The sequence below is a fragment of the Kitasatospora sp. NPDC001539 genome (genome assembly GCF_040298565.1).
In the GTDB taxonomy this organism is placed as follows: domain Bacteria; phylum Actinomycetota; class Actinomycetes; order Streptomycetales; family Streptomycetaceae; genus Kitasatospora.
Genome location: NZ_JBEPAK010000009.1, coordinates 1 through 24,293, shown reverse-complemented (window position 1 = coordinate 24,293; position 24,293 = coordinate 1). Strand labels below are relative to the sequence as shown.

Genomic DNA, 24,293 nt, shown 5'->3' with positions numbered 1-24,293 from the left:
TCATGTCCGGCACACGGTCAGTCGATGTCGCTGCCCGGGCCGAGGACCTTGATCCGGTCCTGCGCCGGCGGCTGCAGCGGCGCGGCCGCCGAGCTGTGGGCCGCCAGGTAGGCCGTGAAGACGTCCAGGTCGGAGGCGCCGACGAGCTTGTCGGTGCCGGCCGCGAAGGCCGGGAAGCCGTCGCCGCCGCCGGCCAGGAACTCGTTCGCCGCGACCCGGTACCTGGCGGCCGGGTCGACCGGCGCGCCGTTCAGCCGGATCGAGTCCACGACGACCCGGTCCGCCCCGGTCTTGCGCATGTCCAGGGTGTAGTGCAGGTTCGAGGACACCTGGAGGACCTTCGGCGCCGCCTCGTTGGCGCCGCTGACCTGCTGCTGGAGCAGCTGCACCAGCTGGGCCCCGGTCAGCGTCTTGACCTGCATCATGTTGGTGAACGGCTGGACGGTGAACGCCTCGCCGTAGGTCACCACGCCGTCGCCCTCGCCGCCCGAGGCCTTGTAGACCAGATCGGAGCGGATTCCGCCGGGGTTCATGAAGGCGACCTGCGCCCCGCCCTTGTCGGCCGGGGAGAGCCCGGCCAGCTGCGCGTCGGCGATCACGTCACCGAGCGGCTTCTCCAGGTCGCTGCTGCCACGGCCGTTGATGTCCGAGCCGATCCAGCCGACGGGCCGGTTGGCGATCGGGGCGGCCAGCTTCTGGTAGTGGTCGACCAGCGCCGTCATGTCGGGCGCCTTCTCGACCGTGCGGCGCACCACGTGGTTCTCGGCCTTGACCGAGGGGCGCACGATCTCGCCGGTGGTCTTGTCCAGCTTCATGTCGATCTCGGTGAAGAGCCGGCCGAAGGAGGCGGCACTGGTCACCGAGCGCGGCACGCCGTTGGGGTCGGGGATGGTGCAGGCGTACGCGTTGTGGGTGTGGCCGGTGACGATGGCGCCGACCGCCGGGTCGATCTTCCTCGCGATGTCGACGATCGGGCCGGAGACGCCCTGGCCGGCCGGGCCGCAGTCGTAGTTGTAGACGCTGCTGGCCGGGTAGCCGCCCTCGTGGACCAGCGCGACGATCGAGTTGACGCCCTTGGACTTCAGCTCCGCGGCGTACTTGTTGATCGTCGAGACCTCGTTGGCGAACTTCAGGCCCTTGACGCCCTCGGCGGTCACGATGTTCGGCGTGCCCTCCAGGGTGACGCCGATGAAGCCGATCTTGACGCCCTGCGACTTGGTCACCCAGTACGGGGGCAGCAGCGTGCGGCCGGTCTTCTCGTCGGTGACGTTCGCCGACAGGTAGTTGAAGTTGGCGCCCTTGAAGGTCCGGCCGGGCTCGTAGCAGCCGTCGGTGGGGTGGCAGCCGCCCTCCTGCATGCGCAGCAGTTCCTGCGCGCCCTCGTCGAACTCGTGGTTGCCCACGGAGGTGACGTCCAGGCCGAGCTTGTCCATCGCCTCGATGGTCGGCTCGTCGTGGAAGAGCGCGGAGGTGAGCGGGCTGGCCCCGATGATGTCGCCGGCCGCGACGGTGATCGAGTCGTCGGCCGGGATCCGGGCCTTGCGCAGCTCGGTGGCCAGGTACTCGATGCCGCCGGCAGGAGTGGAGACCTCCTTGCCCGTGGCCGGGTCGATCTCCTTGACCGTGCCCGAGGACCCGGCCGGGGGCTCCAGGTTGCCGTGGAAGTCGTTGATCGCCAGCAGCTGGAGGTTGACGGTCTTGTGACGCTTGGCGTTGGCGTCGGCGGCCTGGGCGGCCGTCGGCACGGCCACCGTGCCGAGCAGACCAGCGGCGGCGACGACGGCGAGCGCCGTCCGTCGGGATCTGACGGTGAGCATGAAGGGGTTCCCCTGCGCGTCGGAGGGAGGACCGGTGGCGGGACAGCACCGGTGTTCGGGCGTGAGTCGTGCGTGTGCAGCCTAGGGTCAACGCGCGTAGCTGTCAGGACGTGGAACGTAACAAGACGATTACCTGCTGACGAACCGTCGCCGTCCGAGCGGTGCGCGGACCACGCAGGGGCGGTGCACGGGCCGTGCAGGGGCCGTGCAGAGGCCGCTCCCATCGCGTCGGGTCCCCCCGGCCCGGCCGGGTCAGACGCCCGGCCCGGCTGCGTCAGACGCCCGGCTCGGCCGCCAACTGCCGCTCCGCCCGCACCCGTTCGGCCACGGCGTCCTCGGTCATCGCACGGTCGGTGTACACCAGCGGCCGCTCGGTCTCGGTGATGATGTGCTTGACCACCTGGACGTTGCCGTTGACGTCCCAGACCGCGATGCCGGGCGACAGGGTCGGGATGATCTCCACCGCCCAGCGCGGCAGGCCCAGCACCCGGCCGGTGGCCCGCGCCTCCTCGGCCTTCTGCATGTAGATCGTCCGGGTGGAGGCCATCTTCAGGATCGCCGAGGCCTCCTTGGCCGCCGCGCCGTCCACCACGTCGGACAGGTGGTGCACCACCGCGACGAAGGACAGGCCCAGCCGGCGCCCGAACTTCAGCAGCCGCTGGAACAGCTGCGCCACGAAAGGGCTGTTGATGATGTGCCAGGCCTCCTCGACCAGGAAGATGCGCTTCTTCCGGTCCGGCCGGATCCAGGTGTGCTCCAACCACACCCCGACGATCGCCATCAGGATCGGCATCGCGATCGAGTTGCGGTCGATGTGCGAGAGGTCGAACACGATCAGCGGGGCGTCCAGGTCGATGCCGTCGGTGGTCGGACCGTCGAACATGCCGCGCAGGTCACCGTCGACCAGCCGGTCCAGCACCAGCGCCACGTCCAGGCCCCAGGACTGCACCTCGTCCACCGCCACGCCCAGCGACTCCACGGAGGACAGCTCGGGGCTGCGCAGGGTCTCGATGATGTCGTCCAGCACCGGCTGGCGGTCCGTCACCGAGGCCACCACATGAGCGTGCGCAGCCTTCAGCGCGAAGCCGGCCCGCTCCTCCAGACCGCGCCCCATCGCCACCTCGACGATGGTGCGCAGCAGCGACAGCTGGCCTGTCTGGGTGATCGCCGGGTCCAGCGGATTGAGCTTCACCCCGCCGTCCCGGGCCGCCATCGGATCCAGCCGGATCGACTTTATGCCCAGCGCGTCGGCGATCAGGTTCCACTCGCCCACACCGTCCTCGCCCTGCGCGTCGAGCACCACCACCTGGCGGTCACGGAACCTCAACTGGCGCAGCACGTACGTCTTCTCCAGCGCCGACTTGCCGTTCCCGGACTCCCCCAGCACCAGCCAGTGCGGCGCCGGCAGCTGCTGCCCGTACAGCTGGAAAGGGTCGTACACGTACCCCTTGCCGCTGTACACCTCCCGCCCGATGATCACGCCGGAGTCGCCCAACCCCGGGGCGGCGGTGGGGAGGTACACGGCCTGCGCCTGGCCGGTGGAGGTGCGCACCGGGAGCCGGGTGGTCTCCACCTTGCCGAACATCAGGCTGGTGAACGCGTCGGTGAGGTTGCCGAGCCCCATGAGCGGCCTCCTGGTGTCAGCGGTGGGGGGTGGACGGATGCGGCGGGTGGACTTGGTACGGCGGGTGGACGGGGGCGGCGGGTGGACGGGTGCGGCGGGCGAGCGCGACAGCCGGGCCGACGGCACCCGCCCGCTAGCGGCGGATGCCGGTGGCGAACGGCAGGGTGTTGACGAACGCGCGGTGGTGCTCGCGGTCGCACCACTCCAGCTTGAGGTAGCTCTTGCCGGCCGAGGCCCGGATGGTCCGCTTGTCGCGGGCCAGCGCCTCCGGATTGCGCGAGGAGACCGTGATGTAGCCGACCAGGTTCACCCCGGCCGCACCGGAGGCCAGGTCGTCACCGCGCTGATCCACCCGGCCGGTGTGGGCCAGGTCGCGCGGGTCGACCGTGCGGTTCATCTTGGCCGCGCGACTGGCCTCCGCCTCGTCGTTGGTCTTCTCGGTCAGCATCCGCTCGATCGCGACGTCGGTGGGCTCCAGGTCCATCGTCACCGCCACCGTCCGGATCACGTCCGGGGTGTGCACCAGCAGCGGCGCCAGGAAGTTGACGCCCACCGGGGTGAGCGGCCACTCCTTGATCCACGCCGTCGCGTGGCACCACGGCTCCCGGGTCGCCGACTCGCGGGTCTTCGCCTGCAGGTACTGCGGGTGGGTCGCGTCCAGCTCCGCCGGCCAGGCGTTGCGCCGGGACATCGCCTGGATGTGGTCGATCGGGTGGTCCGGGTCGTACATCGAGTGCAGCAGCGAGGACAGCCGGGCCTGGCCCAGCGGCTGGCGCACCCGGATGTCCGCCTCGGCCAGCCGGGCGCAGATGTCGGTCAGCTCGCGCGCCATCACGGCCGCCAGCCCGTCGTCGTCCCGGGACCGTCCGCCACCGCGCTTCTCGTAGGCGCTGCGCCCCATCGCGTGCGCCTCGGCGGCCAGGTCGCGGGTGTAGTGCATGCAGGCCACCAGGTACGCCCGGTGCTGCTCCGAGGAGGTCGACACCATCGACTGCAGCTGGTCGTACGACTCCTGCAGCCAGCGCGGGGCGTCGTGGTCACCGCGCCGCTCGACGTCCTTGGCGTGCGCGTCCGGGTCGGCCGGCAGCGTCCTGGCCAGGATCTGGAGCCGGGTGACGAAGCCGTCCCCGTTGGCCACGTGCTTCAACAGCGTGCCGAACCGGTCGACCAGGGCCTCCTGGTCCTCCGAGTCCCGCAGGCCCACGCCCGGGCCCTCGATCTCGATCGCGGCCGTCACCGTCCGCCGCTCCAGGTGCATCAGCACCCCGACCTCGTCCGGCCCGAACGGCGCGGTCAGCCAGCGCAGCCGCCCCACCCCGGGCGGCGGTCCGATCTCCACCTCACGGCCGTCCAACCGGGTGCCGGCGTCCATCGCGTCCGACCGCCACACCGCGCGCCCGCTGCGGACCGTCCGCCGGTAGGTGCGGTTGATCTCCGCCCACTTGTAGAACGTCCGCTTGCGGTACGGCACGTAGACCGCCGCGATGGCCAGCAGGGGCAGGCCGACCAGGCCGCCGATCCGCAGCGGCAGGACGGGCATCAGCAGACCCCAGAGCATGCCGAGGAACGCCCCGAAGATGATCAGTAGGATCTCCCCGGACTCCCGGTTCCGGCCGATCGGCGCGTTCGGGCGGGCCTTGCCGATCAGGTAGGTGCGGCGCTGGTGCACGTACGGCTGGGCGTACTGGGCACCGTACTGGCCGAGCGGTTCGCTGCTCACTTACCCGTCACCCTCCCTTCGCTGGGTTGCTGTCGCGGATCGGAACCGGGGCCTGCGGCGGCCCGGCCTGCTGCGGTGGGGCCGGAGTCCGGCCGGCGTGCGCGGCGATGCCGGGCGCGACCGAGCCGCCGCCCGCACCCCCGCCGCCCGCACCCGCCACCTGGCCCCGGTCGCCGTGAGTGGTGATGCCCTGCTTCATCAGGTTCGCGGTGCCGTTGATCATCGCCGAGCCGGCCTGGACGGCGCTGGCCCGGGCCCGGCGCATGTTCAGCATCTCGTCGCCGAAGGTCGGGACGAAGCGGTACACCGCGGCGCTCGCGAAGATCGACAGGAACAGGATCGCCAGCCCGGACAGCACCCGGGCGAAGTCGTCGTTGGCCCCGGCCCCCGTCGCCACCGCGCCCGCCAGCCCCAGGATGATCACGATGATCGGCTTCGCCAGGTCCACCGCCAGCATCATCCCGGCCCACCGGCGCACGTGCTTCCACAGCTGCCGGTCCACCAGCCCCGCGTACACCGCCGTCCCCAGCAGCGCGCCCACGTACAGCATCGCCGCCCTGATCACCAGTTCGATCCAGAGCACCGCCGCCGCCAGCACCGCGACCAGCGACACGATCACCAGGATCAGCGGGCCGCCGCCGACGTTCCCCTTCTCCAGGGTGTCGGCGAACGCGCCCAGGTACGTCCCGGTGTCCGACTTCGTCCCGACCGCGATCGCCTTCGTCAGCCCGTCCGTCACGCTCACCACGGTGAACAGGATCAGCGGCGTGAACGCGGAGGCCACCACGGTCAGCCACAGGAAGCCGATCGCCTCCGAGATCGCCGTCGTCAACGGCGCCCCGCGCACCGCGCGCTTGGTCACCGCCAGCAGCCACAGCACCAGCGTGATCACCGTGGACACCGCGAACACCACGGCGTACTGCTGCAGGAACGACGCGTTGGTGAAGTCCACCTGCGTCGTCCCGTCGATCGCCCCCGACAGGTTCCGCACCACCCACGCCGCCGCCTGGGCACAGCCCTTGGCGAGCGACCCGAGCGGGTCGGTCACGCTGTTGACGGTGCCGCTCCCGGGAATGACGACCGCGCCGTTGGGAGCACATCCGGCGTCGCTGCCCGGAATCGGGAGGTCGACCTTCTGACAGGTGGGCGTCGCAGTCGGCGACGGGTCCGCGAACACCCGCTGGGCCGCGAGCACCGCCGCGACCTGCAGCGTGGCCAGCGCACCCGCCACCGTGCCCGCACGGCGTGCGGTGGAGCCTCGTGAGGTCTGGTCAACGGGCATAGCGGAACCCCCCGAACTGCTGGACGGCGCCGGTGATCTCATCGGCGGTGGCGGCCTGCTGGTCCCCGGGCATCGGTGCGGGGCCCTGCCTGCTGGCGAAGTCGGCGAGCTTCCAGTCGCTGCCCGTCCAGTGGAGCGAGAGCGTGAGGGTGAACCAGTTCGCGGTCACCGGCTGGACGGAGCTCTGGCCGGCGAGGCCGGTGAGGCCGGTGCACCACACCTCGACCTTGGCGTCCCCGTCGGTGTAGCCGGTCGACTTGGCGCCGACCGGGACGGTCCGGCTGACGAAGGTGAGGCCCTTGGGGGCGCGGCCCTGGGTGTCGAGGCCGTAGCGGGCGGCGGTGTCGCCGCCGAAGCCCTGGTCCAGCCGGCTCTGCAGCGCCCCCACCGCGCCCGGGTCGGCGATGGTGGCGACGATGGTGTGGCGGCTGTCGGTGCGGAACATGTCCGCGGAGCCGATCGCCACCGCGTAGTTGGTGGCGGCGGACTGGGCGCCCTGTTCGGTGTGCGGGAAGCCGGTGGCGATCCCGTTGGCGGTGGTGCCGACGGGCTGGTCGCCGCTGGGGGCCGGGCCGGCGCCCGAGGGGGCGCTGGGGGCGGCGCGGTCGGCGGAGCTGCCGCCGGCGCCCGGGTCGGGCTTGCCGCGGTTGGCGATGGCGACGGCCACCACGAGCAGGGTGACGACCACCAGGACGGCCAGCAGGGCGCGCACCGGACGGGACTGACCGAGGGTCGGCGGGGTCGCGGGCTGGTCGCCGACCGGCAGCCGCGTACGGGTGTGCGGCTGGTCGTCGGACAACGGCACGGCGGCCCTCCTGGTGCGGGGAGCCTGGGCGGCTCCGGGGGCCCTCCGTCCGGGGGCGGGCGCGGACGGGGGGTGGGGACGGGGTGGACTCCCGGGCGGCTCGGCCGCCGGTGGGGTGGGGGCGGAGACCTGTCCTCAGGCGAGCCGGGTCACTGCTGTCCGATGGTCAGATCGCCATGCCGTAGACAATGGTGAACAGAGTTCCGAGTGATCCGATGATGAACACGCCGGTCAGCCCGGCGATGATCAGTCCCTTGCCCTGTTCGGCGCCGAAGCTGTCGCGCATCGCGGTGGCGCCGATCCGCTGTTTGGCGGCACCCCAGACGGCGAGGCCGAGGCAGACGAGGATGGCGATGGCCATGATGACCTCGACCATCACGCGGGCCTCCGAGCCGAGGCTCGCGAACGGGCCCCAGTCCGGCGCGATTCCGCCGATGATGGTGTCGATGCTCGGCTTCTTGGGTGGGTCCTCGGCCAGGTGGCCGACCGCATAGGTGTGCACGCTGCTCAGGTTCATTTCCATCTCACCGCCCGATCAGGCAAATTCAAGGGCCCGGACCCGGCCCGCGCGAAGGGTCGGTACCTATTCTTGGCCAGATCTGATGTCGACTTGGCTACTTCTCGCGGATTGGTCGTGAGGCGTCGGACACGTACGCGAGGATGTCCACCGTACGAAGGATAGCGCTCACTCTTTGTATCTCTGATGATTGCGGTGAGCAACGCCTTCCGGGACACTTCGACTGACGATTCGTCGGGATGGTGCTGATGGTACTCCGGAAGGCCGGTACGGCCGCCGCCGCTGCGGGAGTTGTCGCGTTCGGGCTCATCGGCCTGGTGACCATGGGGACGCTTGCGGCGAGTGGGACGCCGCAGCAGCAGGTGAATCGTTCCGCCCTCTCCCCGGGAACCGTTCCGGCCGCCTACCAGGACGCGATCCAGAAGTGGGGATCCCTCTGCCCGGAGATCTCCCCGCCGATGCTCGCGGCACAGCTGTACCAGGAAAGCGGTTTCGACCCGCGGGCCCAATCCGGCGTCGGGGCACAGGGAATGGCGCAGTTCATGCCGGGCACCTGGCCGATGTACGCGACGGACGGCGACGGGGACGGCAGGAAGGACGTCTGGGACCCGTACGACGCGATCGCCTCGGCGGCGGCCTACGACTGCGCGCTCGCGAAGGACGTCGCCGGGGTCCCGGGCGACCCGCAGGCCAACATGCTGGCCGCCTACAACGCCGGGCCGTACGCGGTGACGAGCAACAGGGGCGTCCCGCCGTACCGGGAGACCCAGGGGTACGTGCGGAACATCCAGGCGATGGCCCGCAGCTTCACCGCGCCGACCGCACCGGTGGAGGTGTCGGCGCAGTCGGCGGGCGCGATCTACTTCGCCCAGACCAAGCTCGGCACGCCGTACCTGTGGGGCGGCGAGGGCCTGCCCTCGCAGAACGGGCGGTTCGACTGCTCGGGGCTGACCCAGGCCGCCTACGCCAGCGTGGGCATCATCCTGCCCCGGGTGGCCAACGACCAGTGGTACGCCGGCCCGCACCCGTCGCGCGACCAGCTGCGGCCGGGTGACCTGGTGTTCTGGGCGACGGACCTGAGCGATCCGCGGAGCATCCACCACGTGGGCATCTACGTCGGCGGCGGCTACATGATCAACGCTCCGCACACCGGGGCGGTGATCCGGTACGACAAGATCGACACCAGGGAGTACATCGGGGCGACCCGGGTCACCTCGGACGGCGCCCAGGCGCTGCCGACCCGCAACGACAGCGGGGCGGTCAACGCCCCGAGCCGCCCGGGCACGACGGCCCCGTCGGCGCCCGCCGCCGCCCGGGCCGCCGTCGTCGAGCCGGCCCCGCCGGCACGCCCCGCGGTCGCCGCCGCACCCGCCCCCACCGCACCCGCCCCCACCGCGCCCGGCCGCCCCGTCCCGGGCGGCTGATCCGGGCGGTTCTGTGTGTGCCCTGTGGACGCTGAGTCAAGTTTCCATAACCGCGCGTTTCCGTGGAACGCTGTGCCCCGGAGATGACGTTCTATCCGGTGGCCCCTCGTCAGCTCATCGCGCCGGGCGGGCCCCGGCCGGAACGACCAGCTGCTGCGGACCAGAAGGAGGTACGGCGTGTCGACGCCGCTTGCCGACACGACCAATCCCGACCTCGGCCTGCTCTACGCCGTCAACGGCCTGGCCAAGGACTCCCCGCGGTGGCTGGACCACCTGGTCTCCTGGGTGGGCGAGTACGGCATCCTGATCGGCCTCGCCCTGCTCGGGCTGGTGGCCTGGCTGCAGGCCCGGCGCCGGCCGGACGCGCCGGTGGCGATCGCGGGCCTGCTCTGGGTGCCGCTGTCGGTGGCCGTCGCCGAGTTGGCCAACCTGCCGATCGCCGCGATCGTGGACCGTCCGCGGCCCTTCGTCGACCACCCAGGGCTGCTGGTGCTGGTAGACGGCAAGGCGGGCACCCACTCCTTCGTGAGCGACCACTCGACCATGACGATGGCCGTCGCGGTGGCGCTGTTCCTGGTGAACCGGAAGCTCGGCTGGATCGCCGGCGGACTGGCCCTGCTGCAGGGCTTCTGCCGGATGTTCATGGGCGTCCACTACCCGACGGACGTGATCGGGGGCTTCGCTCTCGCGGTGGCGGTGGTACTGCTGCTGGCACCGATCGCGATGGCGGTGCTGGTCCCGTTCTGCCACGCGCTGAGCCGCACCGCCGTCGCCCCGCTCATCCGGGCGCCGGAGCGCGGCGGCCCGGCTCGCGGCGGCGCCCCGCGGGGCCGTCGGCGCGGACGCGGGGCGGTGCGCTCGGAGGAGCAGCCGCCGGAGTCGGACCTCGCGGCCTGAGCACCCGGCCGGCCCGCGGCGGTCCACGGCTACCGGGGCCACCGGGGCTACCGGGGCTACCGGGGCCACCGGGGCCACCGGGGCGGACCCCCTCGGAGTCCTGGTCTAGAGCACCTCGCCGCCGCCGTGTTCGGCGAGGTGGCCGTGGCCCTCGCGGCGGGCCAGGTCGCGTGACCGGCGGGCGGCGGAGTACCAGCCGCAGCTGCAGGTCGCGAAGGCGAAGGAACCGCGTTCGCTGACCGCGACGCGGTGCTCGGGCATCCGGGCGTTGCCGGGTTGGGCCGGCAGCTCACTGTGCACGTGGTTCACGGTAACGCGCCAGGCGGCCGGCTCGCCAACCGCCCGGTTCCGGTCCGTCCCGTAACCGACGGCGCCCCAACTCGTTTGCCCGGAAAGAGCTCTGCCCACCCGGTGGTGTCCCGGCAGGGCAGTCGGGCCCGAGGGGGTTGTCGCGAGGATGAAGATGACCGACCAACAGCGAACCGGGCGGCCAGCGCGCCGCCCGGGGCCGCAGCTGCGCTCGGCGGCCGGGGCCGCCCTGCTCGCCGCCGTCCTGGCCGCGGGAGCCGCCGGGTGCTCGGCCGCCTCCGGCGGCGGCTCCTCGGACCAGGGGTCGGCCGTTCCGGACCAGTTGGCCGCCGACCCGCTGACGGCGGTGCGCAACGCCGCCGACATCACCGGGCGCACCGGCTCCGCGCACGCCGCCACCGAGCTGGTCACCGAGTCCGCGGAGAAGAAGGCGTCCTTCAGCGGGACGGGCGGCTACGACTACGTGAAGCGGATCGGCCGGCTGGAGGTCCAGGTGCCGCCGGGCGCGGCGACCACCGGGAAGATCGTCGAGGTGGTCCTGCCGGGCACCGTCTACCTGCAGAACAGCGGCGCCAAGGTGCCCGAGGGCAAGTGGGTGAAGCTGGACGTCCGTCAGCTGCCGGACGGCAACCTGGTCAGCAGCGGCGCCACCGACCCGGCGTCGGCGGCCGGTGCGCTGCGCGGCGTGCAGAAGGCCGACCTGGTCGGCACCGAGACCGTCGACGGTGCCCCGCTGCACCACTACCGGGGCACCCTGGACCTGGCGAAGGCGGCCGACGCGACGGGCGGCCGGGGCGGCGACGGCCTGCGGATGGGCGGGCAGACCTTCACCGTCAAGGAGGTCCCGTACGACGCCTGGCTGGACGACCAGGGGCGGCTGCACAAGGTGGTCGAGGTGTTCACCTTCGCCGGGGTGGCCGGGTCGAAGGAGGCCAAGGACCAGGTGAAGGTGACGTCGACGACGTCGCTGTCGGACTTCGGCAAGCCGGTCGAGGCGGCCGAGCCGCCGGCCTCGGACATCTACCAGATGAAGCCCACGGAGAGCCCGAAGTAGCACGCGGTACGGGGGCGAGACGGGGCGCCACCGGTGCGGGTGGCCGTCCGGGGAGCGACGGCCACCCGTTTCGGCGGCGCCGAGATGGCCCGTCCGTGCCATGTGGACGGGCCCCGGAGTGCCTAGGCTGGACGTCGGGTGGCTGCCGCCCGGGCTGGCGAGGCACTGAAGGGGTGGTGCGAGTGGTGTCGTCCACGGGCGGCCGCAGCGGCGGCCACGATGACGCGGCCCTCGACGAGATCGAGCTGGCCGGCGAGCTGATGATCGCCGCAACGGCCAGCAGCGGCGACCGGCTGCCGACCGAGCGGATCGACGAGGTGCTGCTGGACCGGGTGGAGCCGGGCCGGGGCGAGCGGGAGGGCTGACGGCGGGCCACCGGGCCGGGCGCTTCGGCCGCGCCCCTCCCGGACGTCAGCCGCAGCTCAACTGCGCAGCAGCCGGCCGATCGCGGCGGTGGCCTCCGCCACCTTGGCGTCCAGTTCGACGCCGCCCTGCTCGGCGGCCGCGGCGACGCAGTGCCGCAGGTGCTCCTCCAGCAGCGAGAGCGCGAAGGACTGCAGCGCCTTGGTGCTGGCCGAGACCTGGGTGAGCACGTCGATGCAGTAGACGTCCTCGTCGACCATCCGCTGGAGGCCGCGGATCTGGCCCTCGATCCGGCGCAGCCGCTTGAGGTGGGCGTCCTTCTGCGCGCTGTAGCCGTGCGGGCCGTGCCCGCCCTGGTGCCCGTCGACGGCCTCGGCTGCGGCGGCGGTGTCGGCCCCCGGTGCGGTGTCGGCCTCGGGCCCGGCCCCGTGCGCGTGGTCCGGCTCGGTGCGCGCTTGCGTCGTGGTCATCGGCCCGCCTTCGTCTGAGTGCCTGGTGGCTGCGTCGGCCTCCAGTGTCCAACACCCGGGCCTCCCGTGGTGTTCCGACGGCCCACCCGGCATGTGCCGGACGGCCCGGCGCGGGCCCCGGCGCGGTTCACCCGTCTGAGCGGCGCCCCCGTCCCGGACGCGCACGACGGGGGCGATCCGGGCGGGGTTCCGTCAGACTGGGGGCTCCCGTCCGCACCCCCGTCGTGCGGTGCGGGTCAGCCGGTCCGGTAGCCGAACGGAAGGGGAGGTTCCTCCTCCCCCGGTACCACCCCGTTTGCGTGATTGCGCTCGGTTGCACCTAGCATCGTTCAGTCCCTACCCCGCACATCGGAGATTTCCGTGCGTTTTAGCCTGACCCCGAAGGAGACGAGCTTCTACGACATGTTCGCCGCCGCGGCGGAGAACCTGGTCGTCGGCTCGAAGCTCCTGCTGGAACTGCTGGGATCAGACGTCTCGGCCCGCGCGGAGATCGTCGAGCGCATGCGCGCCGCCGAGCACGCCGGGGACGACACCACCCATGCCGTCTTCCACCAGCTGAACTCCTCCTTCATCACGCCGTTCGACCGCGAGGACATCTACAGCCTGGCCTCGTCGCTGGACGACATCATGGACTTCATGGAGGAGGCCGTCGACCTGGTCGTCCTCTACGACATCCAGACCCTGCCGAAGGGCATCGAGCAGCAGATCGAGGTGCTGGCCCGGGCCGCCGAGCTGACCGCCGAGGCGATGCCGAACCTGCGCACCATGTCGAACCTCACCGAGTACTGGATCGAGGTCAACCGGCTGGAGAACCAGGCCGACCAGATCCACCGCAAGCTGCTCGCCCACCTGTTCTCCGGCCAGTACGACGCCATCGAGGTGCTCAAGCTCAAGCAGGTCGTGGACGTCCTTGAGGAGGCGGCGGACGCGTTCGAGCACGTCGCCAACACCGTGGAGACCATCGCGGTCAAGGAGTCCTGACCCACGTGGACATGGCAGCACTCATCGCCGTCATCGGCGTTGCGTTCTTCTTCACCTACACCAACGGCTTCCACGACTCGGCCAACGCGATCGCCACCTCGGTCTCCACCCGGGCGCTCACCCCGAAGGCCGCGCTCGCGATGGCCGCGGTGATGAACCTGGCCGGTGCCTTCCTGGGCAGCGGCGTGGCGCACACCGTCTCCAAGGGGATCATCGAGACCCCGAGCGGCAACCAGGGGATGGCGATCCTGTTCGCCGCCCTGGTCGGTGCGATCGCCTGGAACCTCGTCACCTGGTACTTCGGCCTGCCGTCCTCCTCCTCGCACGCGCTGTTCGGCGGCATGGTGGGCGCGGCGCTGGCCGGCGGCATCGACGTGATCTGGAACGGGGTCGTCGACAAGATCGTCATTCCGATGATCGTGTCCCCGGTGGTCGGCCTGGTCGGCGGCTTCGTGGTGATGCTGGCGATCCTGTGGATCTTCCGGCGGGCCAACCCGCACCGGGCCAAGCGCAACTTCCGGGTCGCCCAGACCGCCTCGGCCGCCGCGATGGCGCTGGCGCACGGCCTCCAGGACGCCCAGAAGACCATGGGCATCGTGGTGATGGCGCTCACCATCTCCGGCCACCAGACCACCGGTGACATCCCGGTCTGGGTGAAGATCTCCTGCGCGACCATGCTGTCGCTCGGCACCTACGCGGGCGGCTGGCGGATCATGCGCACCCTCGGCCGGAAGATCATCGAGCTGGACCCGCCGCAGGGCTTCGCGGCCGAGGCCACCTCCTCGGCGGTCATGTACATCACGTCGTTCGTCTTCAAGGCGCCGATCTCCACCACCCACGTCATCACCGCGGCGATCATGGGCGTCGGGGCGACCAAGCGGATCCGCGCGGTGCGCTGGGGCGTCGCGAAGAACATCGTGCTCGGCTGGTTCATCACGATGCCGGCGGCCGCCCTCGTCGCCGCCCTGGTGTACTGGTTCGTGCACCTGTTCTGGGGCTGAGCGCGCAACGGTCCCGGAAACGGCGACAGGGCCCGCCCCCACATCTCGGGGGCGGGCCCTTCTCATGCCCCGCGGCGGCACCGCCATGCAGCACCGCGGGACAGCCGGGGGTCCGGCGGCTCAGCCGAAGCGGCCGGAGATGTAGTCCTCGGTCGCCTGGACCGACGGGTTGGAGAAGATCCGCTGGGTGTCGTCCAGCTCGATCAGCTTGCCCGGCTGGCCCACGCCCGCCAGGTTGAAGAAGGCGGTGCGGTCGCTGACGCGGGCCGCCTGCTGCATGTTGTGGGTCACGATGACGATGGTGAACTGCGACTTCAGCTCGCCGATCAGGTCCTCGATGGCGAGGGTGGAGATCGGGTCGAGCGCGGAGCACGGCTCGTCCATCAGCAGGACCTGCGGCTCGACCGCGATCGCCCGGGCGATGCACAGCCGCTGCTGCTGGCCGCCGGACAGGCCCGCGCCCGGCTTGTTCAGCCGGTTGTGGACCTCGTTCCAGAGGTTGGCGCCCTTCAGCGAGCGCTCCACCACCTCGTCCAGGACGGCCTTCTTCTTCACGCCCGCGAGCTTGAGCCCGGCGACCACGTTGTCGTAGATCGACATGGTCGGGAAGGGGTTCGGCCGCTGGAAGACCATGCCGACCGAGCGGCGCACGGCGACCGGGTCGACGTTGGCGCCGTAGAGGTTCTCGTCGTCCAGCAGGACCTTGCCCTCGACCCGGGCGCCGGGGATCACCTCGTGCATCCGGTTGAGGGTGCGCAGGAAGGTGGACTTGCCGCAGCCGGAGGGGCCGATGAAGGCCGTCACCGAACGGGGTTCGATGCTCATCGAGATGTCCTCGATGGCCTTGGTGGTGCCGTAGTAGGCCGACAGTCCGCTGACGTCGATGCGCTTGGCCATGATCGTTGCTTCTCTCGTCTGTCTTCGTACGTCAGTGGTCGGTCAGTGTCCGCCCTTGGGCGAGCGCCAGCGTGCGATGCCCCGGGCGATGAGGTTGAGCCCCATCACGAAGGCGATCAGCACCAGCGCGGCACCCCAGGCACGGGCGTAGCCGAAGTCGTTGTTGACCATCGAGTACTGCTGCCAGATGTACATCGGCAGGGACTGCTGCGGCCCCTCGAACGGGTTGGTGTTGATCGCGTCGGCGCCGAACACCAGCATCATCACCGGGGCGGTCTCGCCCGTGATGCGGGCGACCGCGAGCATCACGCCGGTGGTGATCCCGCCGATGGCGGTGGGGAGGACGACCCGCAGGATGGTCTTCCACTTCGGCACGCCGAGGGCGTACGAGGCCTCGCGCAGCTCGTTCGGGACGAGCTTGAGCATCTCCTCGGTGGAGCGGACCACGACCGGGATCATCAGGATCGCCAGCGCGAGGCTGCCCGAGAAGCCGGAGTAGGCGAAGCCCAGGGCGAGGTTCCAGAGCGAGAGGATGAACAGACCGGCGACGATGGACGGGATGCCCGTCATGACGTCGACGAAGAAGGTGACGGCCTTGGCGAGCCGGCCGCGGCCGTACTCGACCAGGTAGACGGCGGTCAGCAGACCCAGCGGGGCCGCCATCGCGGTGGCCAGGCCGACCTGCTGCAGGGTGCCGATCAGTGCGTGGTAGATGCCGCCGCCGGGGCCGGACTGGATCACGCCCTTCATCGAGTGGCTCAGGAAGTTCCCGTTCACCACCTCGATGCCCTGCTGCACCGTGTAGACGGTCAGCGAGACGAGCGGGACGACGGCCAGGATGAAGGCGACCCACACCACCGAGGTGGCGAGCCGGTCCTTGGCCTGGCGGCGGCCCTCGACCTGGGCCGAGACCAGGTAGCTGGCCAGCAGGAAGAGCACGGCCGAGATCAGGCCCCACTGGAGGTGGCTGCGCAGGCCGCCGACGGCGCCGATCGCACAGCCGACGGCGATCGAGCCGGCGACGGTGACGGGCGGGGCCCACTTGGGCAGCCGGTTGGCGGTCAGCGTCCGGCCGAGCGGCCGGGCGTCCGAGGGGACGGTCGTGACGGCGGTCATGCGTTGGCCCCCGAGTACTCCTTGCGGCGGGCGATGATCAGTCGCGCGGCGCCGTTCACCAGCAGGGTGATCACGAACAGGACGAGACCGGAGGCCATCAGCGCGTTGCGCCCGTTGTCGCCGGCCTCGGCGAACTTCAGCGCGATGTTCTGCGCGAAGGTGCCGCCGCCCGCGTCGAGGATGTGCAGCGACAGGACGTTGTTGGCGGAGAGCACCACCGCGACCGCGATGGTCTCGCCGAGCGCGCGGCCGAGGCCGAGCATCGAGGCCGAGATGATGCCGGGGCGGCCGAACGGCAGCACCGCGGTGCGGATCATCTCCCAGCGGGTCGCGCCGAGCGCGAGCGCCGCCTCCTCGTGCATCCGCGGCACCTGGCGGAACACCTCGCGGGAGACCGCGGTGATGATCGGCAGGACCATGATCGCCAGCAGGATGCCGACGGTGAACAGGTTGCGCGGGGTGCCGGTCCTGGTCTGGTCGAAGACGTACGTCCAGCCCAGGTAGTCGTTGAGCCAGCTGGTCAGGCCGTTCATGTGCGGGACCAGGAAGAGCGCGCCCCAGAGGCCGTAGACGATGCTGGGGACGGCGGCGAGCAGGTCGACCAGGTAGGCGAACGGCTGGGCGATCCGGCGCGGCGCGTAGTGCGAGATGAACAGCGCGATCCCGATCGCCACCGGAACGGCGATCACCATCGCGATGACGGCGCTCACGATGGTGCCGACCGCCAGGACCGCGATGCCGAAGACCGGCTTCGGGGCGTCCGGCGTCCACTCGAACGTGGTGAGGAAGTTGCCCTGGTCGGTGCTGAGCGCGAGGGCGGAGCGCCAGGCCAGGAACGCGGCGATGGCACCCATGATGACCAGCAGCAGGATGCCCGAGCCGCGGGCGAGGTTCATGAAGATCTTGTCGCCGACGCGGCTGTCACGCTGTCGGCGTTCCCTGCCTCGCGGGGCGGCAGGGGAGGATGAAGTCATCTTGGTCTACTCCGGTCTGGTGGCGCCGCCCCGGAAGGGGGACGGCACCATGGCGGCGGTGCCCCGGACGTTGGTGCTGGGTCGGTCGGTCCCGGTGGGACGGCCCCGGCCCCCCTCGCTCAGGGGGCCGTCCCACCGGTCGGCCTGACGGGTCAGGCCAGGGTGGTGATGACGCCGTTGACCTTGTCGGTGAGGGTCTTCGGCAGCGGGACGTAGCCCTTCTCGCCGACGGCCTTCTGGCCGGCGTCGCTGGCCGTGTAGGTCAGGAAGGACTTCAGGGTGTCGAGGGTGTCGGCCTTGTTGCCCTTGTCGCAGACGATCTCGTAGGTGACCAGGACCAGCGGGTAGGAGCCCTCTTCCTTGGTCGCGTAGTCGAGCTTCAGCGCGAGGTCGCTGCCGGTGCCGGCGACCTGCGCCTTGGCGAAGGTGTTGGCGGCGTTCTCGGCGGTGGCCGCGACCGGCTTGGCGGCGCCGGTGTTGATCGCGGCGCTCTTCAGGCTGTTGGTCTGGGCGTAGGCGAGCTCGACGTAGCTGATCGAGTTCTTGACCTGCTTCACCTGGGCCGAGACACCGGCGCTGCCGTTGGCCGACTGGCCGCCCTTGCCCGCCCAGGCCTTGCCGGCCGGGTAGGACCAGGCGCCGTTGCCGGCGGCGGCGAAGTACTTGGTCAGGTTCTCGGTGGTGCCGGAGTCGTCCGAGCGGTGGAAGGTCTGGATCTCCGCGTCCGGCAGCTTGGCGCCCGGGTTCAGGGCGGCGATCGCCGGGTCGTTCCACTTGGTGATCTGCGAGTCGAAGATCTTGGCGGCGGTCGGGCCGTCCAGCACCAGGTTGTCCAGGCCGTCGACGTTGTAGACCAGCGCGATCAGGCCGCCGACCATCGGCAGGTCGATGCCCTGGCCGCCGGAGCAGACCGCCTTGGAGGAGTCGACCTCGGCCGGCTTGAGGGCCGAGTCGGAGCCGGCGAACTGGATCTTGCCCTGGTTGAACTGCTGGATGCCGGCACCGGAACCGCCACCCTGGTAGTTGATGGTGGTGCCGGAGCAGGCGGCGCTGTAGGTGGTCTTCCACACGTCCATCGCCGCGCCCTGGGCGGTCGAACCGGCGGCGATCAGCGAACCGGCCTTGCCACAGTTGATCGACGAGGCCGCAGTGGTGCCGCCGGAGCCACCGGACGCCTTGGTGGTGCCGTTGTCGTCCGAACCGCAGGCGGCGAGCGACAGCGAGCTGACGAGCGCCATGGCACCGATGGCGAGGGCCTTGGAGCGGCCGTTCCGCTGGAGCTTCACAGGGGTGTCCCTTTCTGTGGCATTGCCCGTCGCGGGCCGTCCGCAGACGACCGGGCGCGGGTTTTGCTGAGGTCCGGGGCCCGTTCGGCCCTCCGGTGATCCCGAAGTTAGGCCGGGCAGGTGACACGACAGCCGGTCGCAAGTGAACGCGGAGTGAACCTCGAACGGATGTCAGGAAACTACGTCACGTAGTAACGGTTGCGTCACGGCGAGGCCGCGGGGAGATCACTTCCACCCTCCCCCGCCGGCGGCCCACCGCCCGTCCGTACGGGCTTCGAACCCAGTACCAGCAGCAGGGCGTCGATCAGCAACCGGTCCCGGTCGTGCGTCAGCCGCGCCCTGGCCTTCCGGGCCGGAAGCCACTCCAGCCGGTCCACCTCCCGGTTCGGGCGGAAGGCCCCGCTGGTCGGCACCGCCGCCCAGTACCGCACCTCCTTCGGACGGCCCTGCGCCAGGTAGTGCTGGGTCGGCAGCTCCGGGCCGAGCAGGCAGTGGAAGCCGGTCTCCTCCCACACCTCGCGCAGCGCCGCCCCGACCACCCCCTCGCCCGGGTCGAGCTTCCCCTTCGGCAGGCTCCAGTCGTCGTACTTCGGGCGGTGGATCACCGCGACCCGCGGCCGGCCCAGCCGGCCGCTCGGCTTCGGCCGGCCCGGCAGCCACAGCACCGCCCCCGCGGCCAGGATCACCGGGGCCCGGGCCGCTCCGGGGGCCGCTCCGGGCACGGCGCCGGCGGCCGGTCCGGGGCCGGGCAGCCGGCTGTCGCCCGGGCGGTGTCCCGGATCCGGGTGCCCGCCCTCACCGGTGCGCCCGGCGTCGGCACCCGGGGTACGGCCGTTGCCCAGGCGGTCGCCCACCTCAGGCCGTCCGCGGTGCGGGAGGGTGCCCCCAGCCGTCGGCCGGGGGGATCTCCAGCCAGCCGTCGAGGCCGGGCGGCAGGTCCGGCCACCGGCGGCCGAAGGCGTACCGCGCCGCCTCCACCTCCAGGCGCTGGTCGGCGTGCACCACGCCCAGCACGTAGGCGGTCGCCGGGGTGATCCGCGGGGTGCGCGCCGCGGTCGCGGCGGTCACCGCGGCGTCCGCCGCGTCCTGGTGCCGGCCCAGCACCGCGTCCAGCTCGTCCAGTTCGGGCGACGGCCGACCGCACACCTCCAGCGCGTACCGGGCCCGCTTCACCAGGATCCGCAGCCGGGACCAGGGCGCGTCGTCGGCCGCCAGCGCACTGTCCGCGTCCGCCGCACCCCGTGCGCCGGGCCTCTCCTGCCCCGGGGCGGCCGCCGACGGCGACACCGCGCCCAGCCGGCGCAGCCCGTCACCGCCGTACGGCGTCGCGGCCCGTTGCAGCGGCAGCTGGTTGGCGGTCGCGGCCAGCGCGGTGAACGCGGCGGCCGCCTGCGGCAGCAGCACCACCGGAGCCCGGCCGCCGGCCGCCTCCAGCAGCGGCGCCTCCCCCACCAGCAGGGTCATCCGGTCCGCCAGCGCGTGCAGCCGGGCCGAGCGGAGCTCCTGGAGCACCGTGGAGTGCGCCCTCGTCCGGGCCAGGGTCAGCTGCCGGTCCAGCAGCGCCCGCGCCTTGGGCGCGCCCGCGTGCCCCGCCAGCATGCCGGTGCCCTCCGGGGCGGTGCCGCTCAGCGAGTCCAGCGCGCCCAGCAGCCGGGCCGAGCGGCGGGCGTAACCGGGCTCCAGCGCCAACAGGTTGAGCAGCCACCGCAGTTCGGTGCGCGACTCCTGGGCCCACGTCTGCTCGAACAGGGCGCCGAAGGTGTGCAGCAGCCCGCCGATCCGCCGGACCGTCCGCAGCAGGTCGGCGGTACCGGCCGCCGGGACGACCGCGGCCGTGCCCGGTCTCGCGCCGACCTCGCCCACCGCGAGCGGCAGGGCGCGCAGGAACGCGCCGGCCTGGGCGGTGAGATGGCGGGAAAGGATGTCCCCGGCGGTCGCTGTGGAGGCCGCCTGGGCCGTCATCGGCGCATCGGTCATGGCGTGGTAGATCCCCGTTCCCCCGGAGCCGTCCCCCGGAGCTGGTGGCCGACCGCCGGAGCGCGTTCCCGTCGGGCGCGGAGGGCCCGGAACCGCTCCGGCGGCTCGCATCAGTGGACGCGTCAGCGCGAGGTGGCGGCCCGGCGGCGTTGACGCGAGTCGATGAGCAGGTCCTGGACGTGTCGCAGCGGCCGGCCCTCGGCGTCCAGCGAGTGGCGGGTCCAGGCGCCGTCCGACCCCAGGTGCCAGGACTCCGTCTCGTCCGACATCCCGAGGTCGATCAGCCCGGACAGCTCGGCGCGGTGCGCCGGGTCGGTGATCCGCAGCAGCGCCTCGATCCGGCGGTCCAGGTTGCGGTGCATCATGTCGGCGCTGCCGATCCAGACCTCCGGATCGCCGTTGTTGCCGAACACGAAGACCCGGGAGTGCTCCAGGAAGCGGCCCAGGATGCTGCGCACCCGGATGTTCTCGCTCAGCCCGGGCACGCCGGGCCGGATCGCGCAGATGCCGCGCACCCAGACGTCCACCGGCACCCCGGCCTGCGAGGCCCGGTACAGCGCGTCGATCACGGCCTCGTCGACGATCGAGTTGACCTTGATCTTCACGTACGCCGGCCGGCCCGCCTTGTGGTGGGCGATCTCGTTGTGGATCCGCGCGACCAGACCGTCCCGCAGGCCCCGCGGCGCGGTCAGCAGCCGGCGGTAGGACTCGCGGCGCGAGTAGCCGGAGAGCCGGTTGAACAGGTCCGAGAGGTCCGCGCCGACCTGCGGGTCGGAGGTGAGCAGACCGAGGTCCTCGTACAGCCGGGCGGTCTTCGGGTGGTAGTTGCCGGTGCCGACGTGCGAGTAGCGGCGCAGGATGTCGCCCTCCTGGCGGACCACCAGCGACAGCTTGCAGTGGGTCTTCAGCCCGACCAGGCCGTAGACCACGTGGCAGCCGGCCTCCTCCAGCTTGCGGGCCCACTTGATGTTCGCCTGCTCGTCGAAGCGCGCCTTGATCTCGACCAGGACCAGCACCTGCTTGCCGGACTCCGCCGCGTCGATCAGCGCGTCCACGATCGGCGAGTCGCCCGAGGTGCGGTACAGGGTCTGCTTGATCGCCAGCACGTCCGGATCGGCGGCGGCCTGCTCCAGGAAGGCCTGCACGGAGGTGGAGAAGCTGTCGTACGGGTGGTGCAGCAGCACGTCGCGCTCGCGCATCGCGGCGAAGATGTCCGGCTGCGAGGCCGACTCGACGTCGGTCAGCCCACGGGCCGTACCGGCCACGAACTTCGGGTACCGCAGCTCCGGGCGGTCCAGCTCGGCGATCCCGAACAGCCCGGTCAGGTCCAGCGGCCCGGGCAGCGGGAACACCTCCGCCTCGGTGATGTTCAGCTCCCGCACCAGCAGGTCCAGGATGTAGGGGTCGATCGACTCCTCGACCTCCAGCCGGACCGGCGGGCCGAAGCGCCGCCGCATCAGCTCCTTCTCCAGGGCCTTGAGGATGTTCTCGGTGTCGTCCTCCTCCACCTCGAGGTCCTCGTTGCGGGTGACCCGGAAGGCGTGGTGGGCCAGCACCTCCATCCCCGGGAAGAGCTCCTCGAGGTGGGCGCCCATGACGTCCTCCAGCGGCACGTACCGCTGGGGCGAGGCCTCCAGGAAACGGGCCAGCGACTGCGGCACCTTCACCCGGGCGAAGTGCTTGTGGCCGGATACCGGGTTGCGCACCACGACGGCCAGGTTGAGGGAGAGCCCCGATATGTACGGGAAGGGGTGCGCCGGGTCGACGGCCAGCGGGGTCAGCACCGGGAAGATCTTCTGCCGGAACAGCGTGTGCAGCCGGGCCTGCTCCTTCTCGGCCAGCTCCGACCAGCGGACCACCTCGATGCCCTCGGCGGCGAGGTCCGGCAGGACCTCCTGCTGGAAGGCGGCGGCGTGCCGCGCCATCAGCTCGCGCGAGCGGGTCCAGATCAGGTCCAGCACCTCGCGCGGCTGGAGGCCCGATGCGCTGCGCTGGGCGACGCCGGTGGCGATGCGGCGCTTCAGCCCGGCCACCCGGACCATGAAGAACTCGTCCAGGTTGCTCGCGAAGATGGCCAGGAACTTCGTGCGTTCCAGGAGCGGTATCCCCGGGTCCTCCGCCAGTTCCAGGACGCGCTCGTTGAACGCGAGCCAGCTGCGCTCGCGGTCCAGGAAGCGGCCCTGCGGCAGTGCTTCGAGGTCCTGCTCGTCCGCGGCCGGCAGCTCCGGCGGGATGCCCAGCGAACCGGACATCCGGGCCGTCGGCGACAGCGGGGCAGAGACGGGGCGGGGGATGCTCATGGGCTCCAGCTCCTCCAGCGACAGGACGCCGTCCGGACACGAATGGCTCTGCGGGCCGTCGCCCTCACTCCGGGCCGCTCCCGGGAACAGCGCCCACCCACCGGGCGCGGTCCGTACAGGACCGGCCGGGGAATGGCGGTCGACTCTGCACGAGCGAGACACTACGGACTTCATCCTGTGATCTTCGCGGCAGCAATTGAATCCACGGTAAACACCGCATGGCCAGGAGGAAAGCTGAGTCGGTCGGGGCTAGGGGCGGTGCCGTCTTCCGTCCCGCGCCGTCGACCGCCCGGGTGCGGCCCGGGCGGTCGCGCGCATCGGCGGGGCCGCCGGGCCGCCCGATCGACCCGGCCGTACTGCGGCGGTCGCCCGACCGCAGCGTGGCTAGGCGGATCGGTCCGCCTGGTACTGGACTCGGTACATCAGGTCCACCTCGCGAACGGTGAATCCCAGTCGTTCATATACCCGCACAGCGGCCGGATTGTCGGCGTCGACGTAGAGGAGGACGGTTTCCAGTCCACGCTCGCCGGCTCCGGACCCCGTCAGATGGCGCAGGCCGGCCGCGGTCAGCGCGCGGCCCAGTCCACTGCCCTGCTCGGCCGGGTCCACCCCGACCACGTAGACCTCGCCGAGCTGCGGCTCGGTGGCAGTGGCGGGGTGCACCTTGGTCCAGTGGAAGCCCACCACCCTGCCGTTCCGGGTGGCGAGGAAGAAGCCGGCCGGATCGAACCAGGGCTCGGCGAGGCGCTCGGCCAGGTCATCGGCGGTCCAGGCACCCTGCTCCGGGTGGTGGGCGAAGGCCAGGGCGTTGAGTCGCAGCCACTCGGCGTCGTCCTCCCCCGGGCGGAAGGTGCGGAGCTCGACGCCCTCGGGAACGGGCACCGCCTCGGTCTGCGGACCGCTGCGACGCATCTGCCGCAGCTCGCGCACCAGCTCGGCCCCGTAGGCCTCGGCCAGGTGCCGGGCCGCCGGGTGCCCGCCGTGCACCCAGAAGTCCACCGCGTCACGGCCCGCCCGGTGGGCCTCCGCGAGGACGGCGTCCACCAGCGGACGGCCCAGGCCGCGCCCGCGGGCGGCCGGATCGACCACCAGCTCGGCAGCGGGACGGGCGTCCCGGCCCTCGGGGACCTCGAGCTGGCCGTAGCCGAGAACGGCGTTGGCCCCCGGCCCGGCCTCCGCCTCGACGACGTGGGTGACGCCAGGGCGAGCCGCCTCGGCGTTCCGCAGCCGGAGCCGGCCCTGCTCGGACACGGCGGCCCGGCCGTCCACCGCCTGGGCCTCCGCCAGGACACGCAGGGCGCCGTCGCGCTGCCAGGGGCTGAGCACGCTGATCGCAGTGACCGCTGTCTGATCATCCATGCACCGACGATACGTCAACGGAAATGCGAAGAACCCCCGATCCTGGTGGATCGGGGGTTCTTCAGAAGAATTGTTCGGCGGCGTCCTACTCTCCCACAGGGTCCCCCCTGCAGTACCATC

21 protein-coding genes and 1 pseudogene are annotated in these 24,293 nt (G+C 71.7%); 6 read left to right on the top strand and 16 right to left on the bottom strand.

All coding sequences use genetic code 11. The features are described 5' to 3' along the window. Positions 1–17: 17 nt before the first annotated feature. From ABT247_RS03650 to ABT247_RS03625, 6 genes are all read right to left on the bottom strand, one after another. Positions 18–1,817 (bottom strand): bifunctional metallophosphatase/5'-nucleotidase, encoded by a 1,800-nt coding sequence (locus ABT247_RS03650; RefSeq protein ID WP_350737315.1) that lies wholly within the window; start codon positions 1,815–1,817, stop codon positions 18–20. Between the two features lie 274 nt (positions 1,818–2,091). Further along, on the bottom strand, positions 2,092–3,441 hold the full coding sequence (locus ABT247_RS03645; protein ID WP_350737312.1) for an ATP-binding protein: 1,350 nt from the start codon (positions 3,439–3,441) through the stop codon (positions 2,092–2,094). Between the two features lie 133 nt (positions 3,442–3,574). Continuing rightward, the gene (locus ABT247_RS03640) at positions 3,575–5,161 is read right to left on the bottom strand and encodes an SCO6880 family protein (protein WP_350737309.1); all 1,587 of its coding nucleotides are present in this window, start codon (positions 5,159–5,161) and stop codon (positions 3,575–3,577) included. 7 nt (positions 5,162–5,168) lie between these two features. Beyond that, on the bottom strand, positions 5,169–6,443 hold the full coding sequence (locus ABT247_RS03635) for a hypothetical protein (RefSeq protein ID WP_350737307.1): 1,275 nt from the start codon (positions 6,441–6,443) through the stop codon (positions 5,169–5,171). Next, positions 6,433–7,248 carry a DUF8175 domain-containg protein gene (locus ABT247_RS03630; RefSeq protein WP_350737304.1) on the bottom strand — a complete coding sequence of 272 codons (816 nt, stop codon included), beginning with the start codon at positions 7,246–7,248 and terminating at the stop codon, positions 6,433–6,435. Before ABT247_RS03630 ends, ABT247_RS03635 begins: the two co-directional genes overlap by 11 nt. A gap of 166 nt (positions 7,249–7,414) precedes the next feature. After that, on the bottom strand, positions 7,415–7,765 hold the full coding sequence (locus ABT247_RS03625) for a DUF8827 family protein (protein WP_392902644.1): 351 nt from the start codon (positions 7,763–7,765) through the stop codon (positions 7,415–7,417). A 248-nt stretch (positions 7,766–8,013) separates the two neighbouring features. Between ABT247_RS03625 and ABT247_RS03620 the strand changes: the two genes are divergently transcribed. Next, complete coding sequence (locus ABT247_RS03620; RefSeq protein ID WP_350737422.1) at positions 8,014–9,189, top strand: C40 family peptidase; 1,176 nt, start codon at positions 8,014–8,016, stop codon at positions 9,187–9,189. A gap of 177 nt (positions 9,190–9,366) precedes the next feature. Continuing rightward, complete coding sequence (locus tag ABT247_RS03615) at positions 9,367–10,086, top strand: phosphatase PAP2 family protein (RefSeq protein WP_350737297.1); 720 nt, start codon at positions 9,367–9,369, stop codon at positions 10,084–10,086. Between the two features lie 105 nt (positions 10,087–10,191). On the opposite strand, the gene ABT247_RS03610 is transcribed toward ABT247_RS03615, so the two are convergent. Next, complete coding sequence (locus ABT247_RS03610; RefSeq protein WP_350737295.1) at positions 10,192–10,386, bottom strand: hypothetical protein; 195 nt, start codon at positions 10,384–10,386, stop codon at positions 10,192–10,194. Between the two features lie 163 nt (positions 10,387–10,549). Here ABT247_RS03610 and ABT247_RS03605 point away from each other — a divergent pair, with 163 nt between their 5' ends. Continuing rightward, entirely contained in the window at positions 10,550–11,449 is a 900-nt protein-coding gene (locus ABT247_RS03605; protein ID WP_350737292.1) for an SCO4651 family lipoprotein, read from the top strand. Between the two features lie 182 nt (positions 11,450–11,631). Beyond that, on the top strand, positions 11,632–11,814 hold the full coding sequence (locus tag ABT247_RS03600; RefSeq protein WP_350737290.1) for a hypothetical protein: 183 nt from the start codon (positions 11,632–11,634) through the stop codon (positions 11,812–11,814). 57 nt (positions 11,815–11,871) lie between these two features. Here ABT247_RS03600 and ABT247_RS03595 read toward each other — a convergent pair whose 3' ends face one another. Further along, a complete protein-coding gene (locus tag ABT247_RS03595; protein WP_350737284.1) occupies positions 11,872–12,282 on the bottom strand; it encodes a metal-sensitive transcriptional regulator in 411 nt (136 codons plus the stop codon). A gap of 360 nt (positions 12,283–12,642) precedes the next feature. Between ABT247_RS03595 and ABT247_RS03590 the strand changes: the two genes are divergently transcribed. Together ABT247_RS03590 and ABT247_RS03585 are read left to right on the top strand one after the other, a co-directional pair. Next, entirely contained in the window at positions 12,643–13,263 is a 621-nt protein-coding gene (locus ABT247_RS03590; RefSeq protein ID WP_329489086.1) for a DUF47 domain-containing protein, read from the top strand. Positions 13,264–13,268: 5 nt separating this feature from the next. Then, positions 13,269–14,264 carry an inorganic phosphate transporter gene (locus tag ABT247_RS03585; protein ID WP_350737281.1) on the top strand — a complete coding sequence of 332 codons (996 nt, stop codon included), beginning with the start codon at positions 13,269–13,271 and terminating at the stop codon, positions 14,262–14,264. Between the two features lie 120 nt (positions 14,265–14,384). On the opposite strand, the gene pstB is transcribed toward ABT247_RS03585, so the two are convergent. The 8 genes and pseudogenes from pstB to mshD form a co-directional block, all read right to left on the bottom strand. After that, positions 14,385–15,161 (bottom strand): phosphate ABC transporter ATP-binding protein PstB, encoded by a 777-nt coding sequence (pstB, locus tag ABT247_RS03580; RefSeq protein WP_350737278.1) that lies wholly within the window; start codon positions 15,159–15,161, stop codon positions 14,385–14,387. Positions 15,162–15,203: 42 nt separating this feature from the next. Next, positions 15,204–16,277 (bottom strand): phosphate ABC transporter permease PstA, encoded by a 1,074-nt coding sequence (gene pstA / locus ABT247_RS03575; protein WP_350737275.1) that lies wholly within the window; start codon positions 16,275–16,277, stop codon positions 15,204–15,206. Beyond that, the gene (gene pstC / locus ABT247_RS03570) at positions 16,274–17,251 is read right to left on the bottom strand and encodes a phosphate ABC transporter permease subunit PstC (RefSeq protein WP_350737272.1); all 978 of its coding nucleotides are present in this window, start codon (positions 17,249–17,251) and stop codon (positions 16,274–16,276) included. The genes pstA and pstC overlap by 4 nt, the downstream gene beginning before the upstream one ends. A 152-nt stretch (positions 17,252–17,403) precedes the next feature. Next, positions 17,404–18,537 carry a phosphate ABC transporter substrate-binding protein PstS gene (gene pstS / locus ABT247_RS03565; protein WP_350737270.1) on the bottom strand — a complete coding sequence of 378 codons (1,134 nt, stop codon included), beginning with the start codon at positions 18,535–18,537 and terminating at the stop codon, positions 17,404–17,406. 203 nt (positions 18,538–18,740) lie between these two features. After that, on the bottom strand, positions 18,741–19,391 hold the full coding sequence (locus ABT247_RS03560) for an NUDIX hydrolase (protein WP_502892375.1): 651 nt from the start codon (positions 19,389–19,391) through the stop codon (positions 18,741–18,743). Between the two features lies 1 nt (position 19,392). Continuing rightward, positions 19,393–20,514, bottom strand: a complete 1,122-nt coding sequence (locus tag ABT247_RS03555) for a CHAD domain-containing protein (RefSeq protein WP_350737267.1) — start codon at positions 20,512–20,514, stop codon at positions 19,393–19,395. Positions 20,515–20,636: 122 nt separating this feature from the next. Further along, positions 20,637–22,715 (bottom strand): annotated as a pseudogene (locus ABT247_RS03550) (RNA degradosome polyphosphate kinase); the annotation flags it as partial. A 483-nt stretch (positions 22,716–23,198) separates the two neighbouring features. Further along, the gene (gene mshD / locus ABT247_RS03545) at positions 23,199–24,173 is read right to left on the bottom strand and encodes a mycothiol synthase (RefSeq protein WP_350737261.1); all 975 of its coding nucleotides are present in this window, start codon (positions 24,171–24,173) and stop codon (positions 23,199–23,201) included. Between the last annotated feature and the right edge of the window lie 120 nt (positions 24,174–24,293).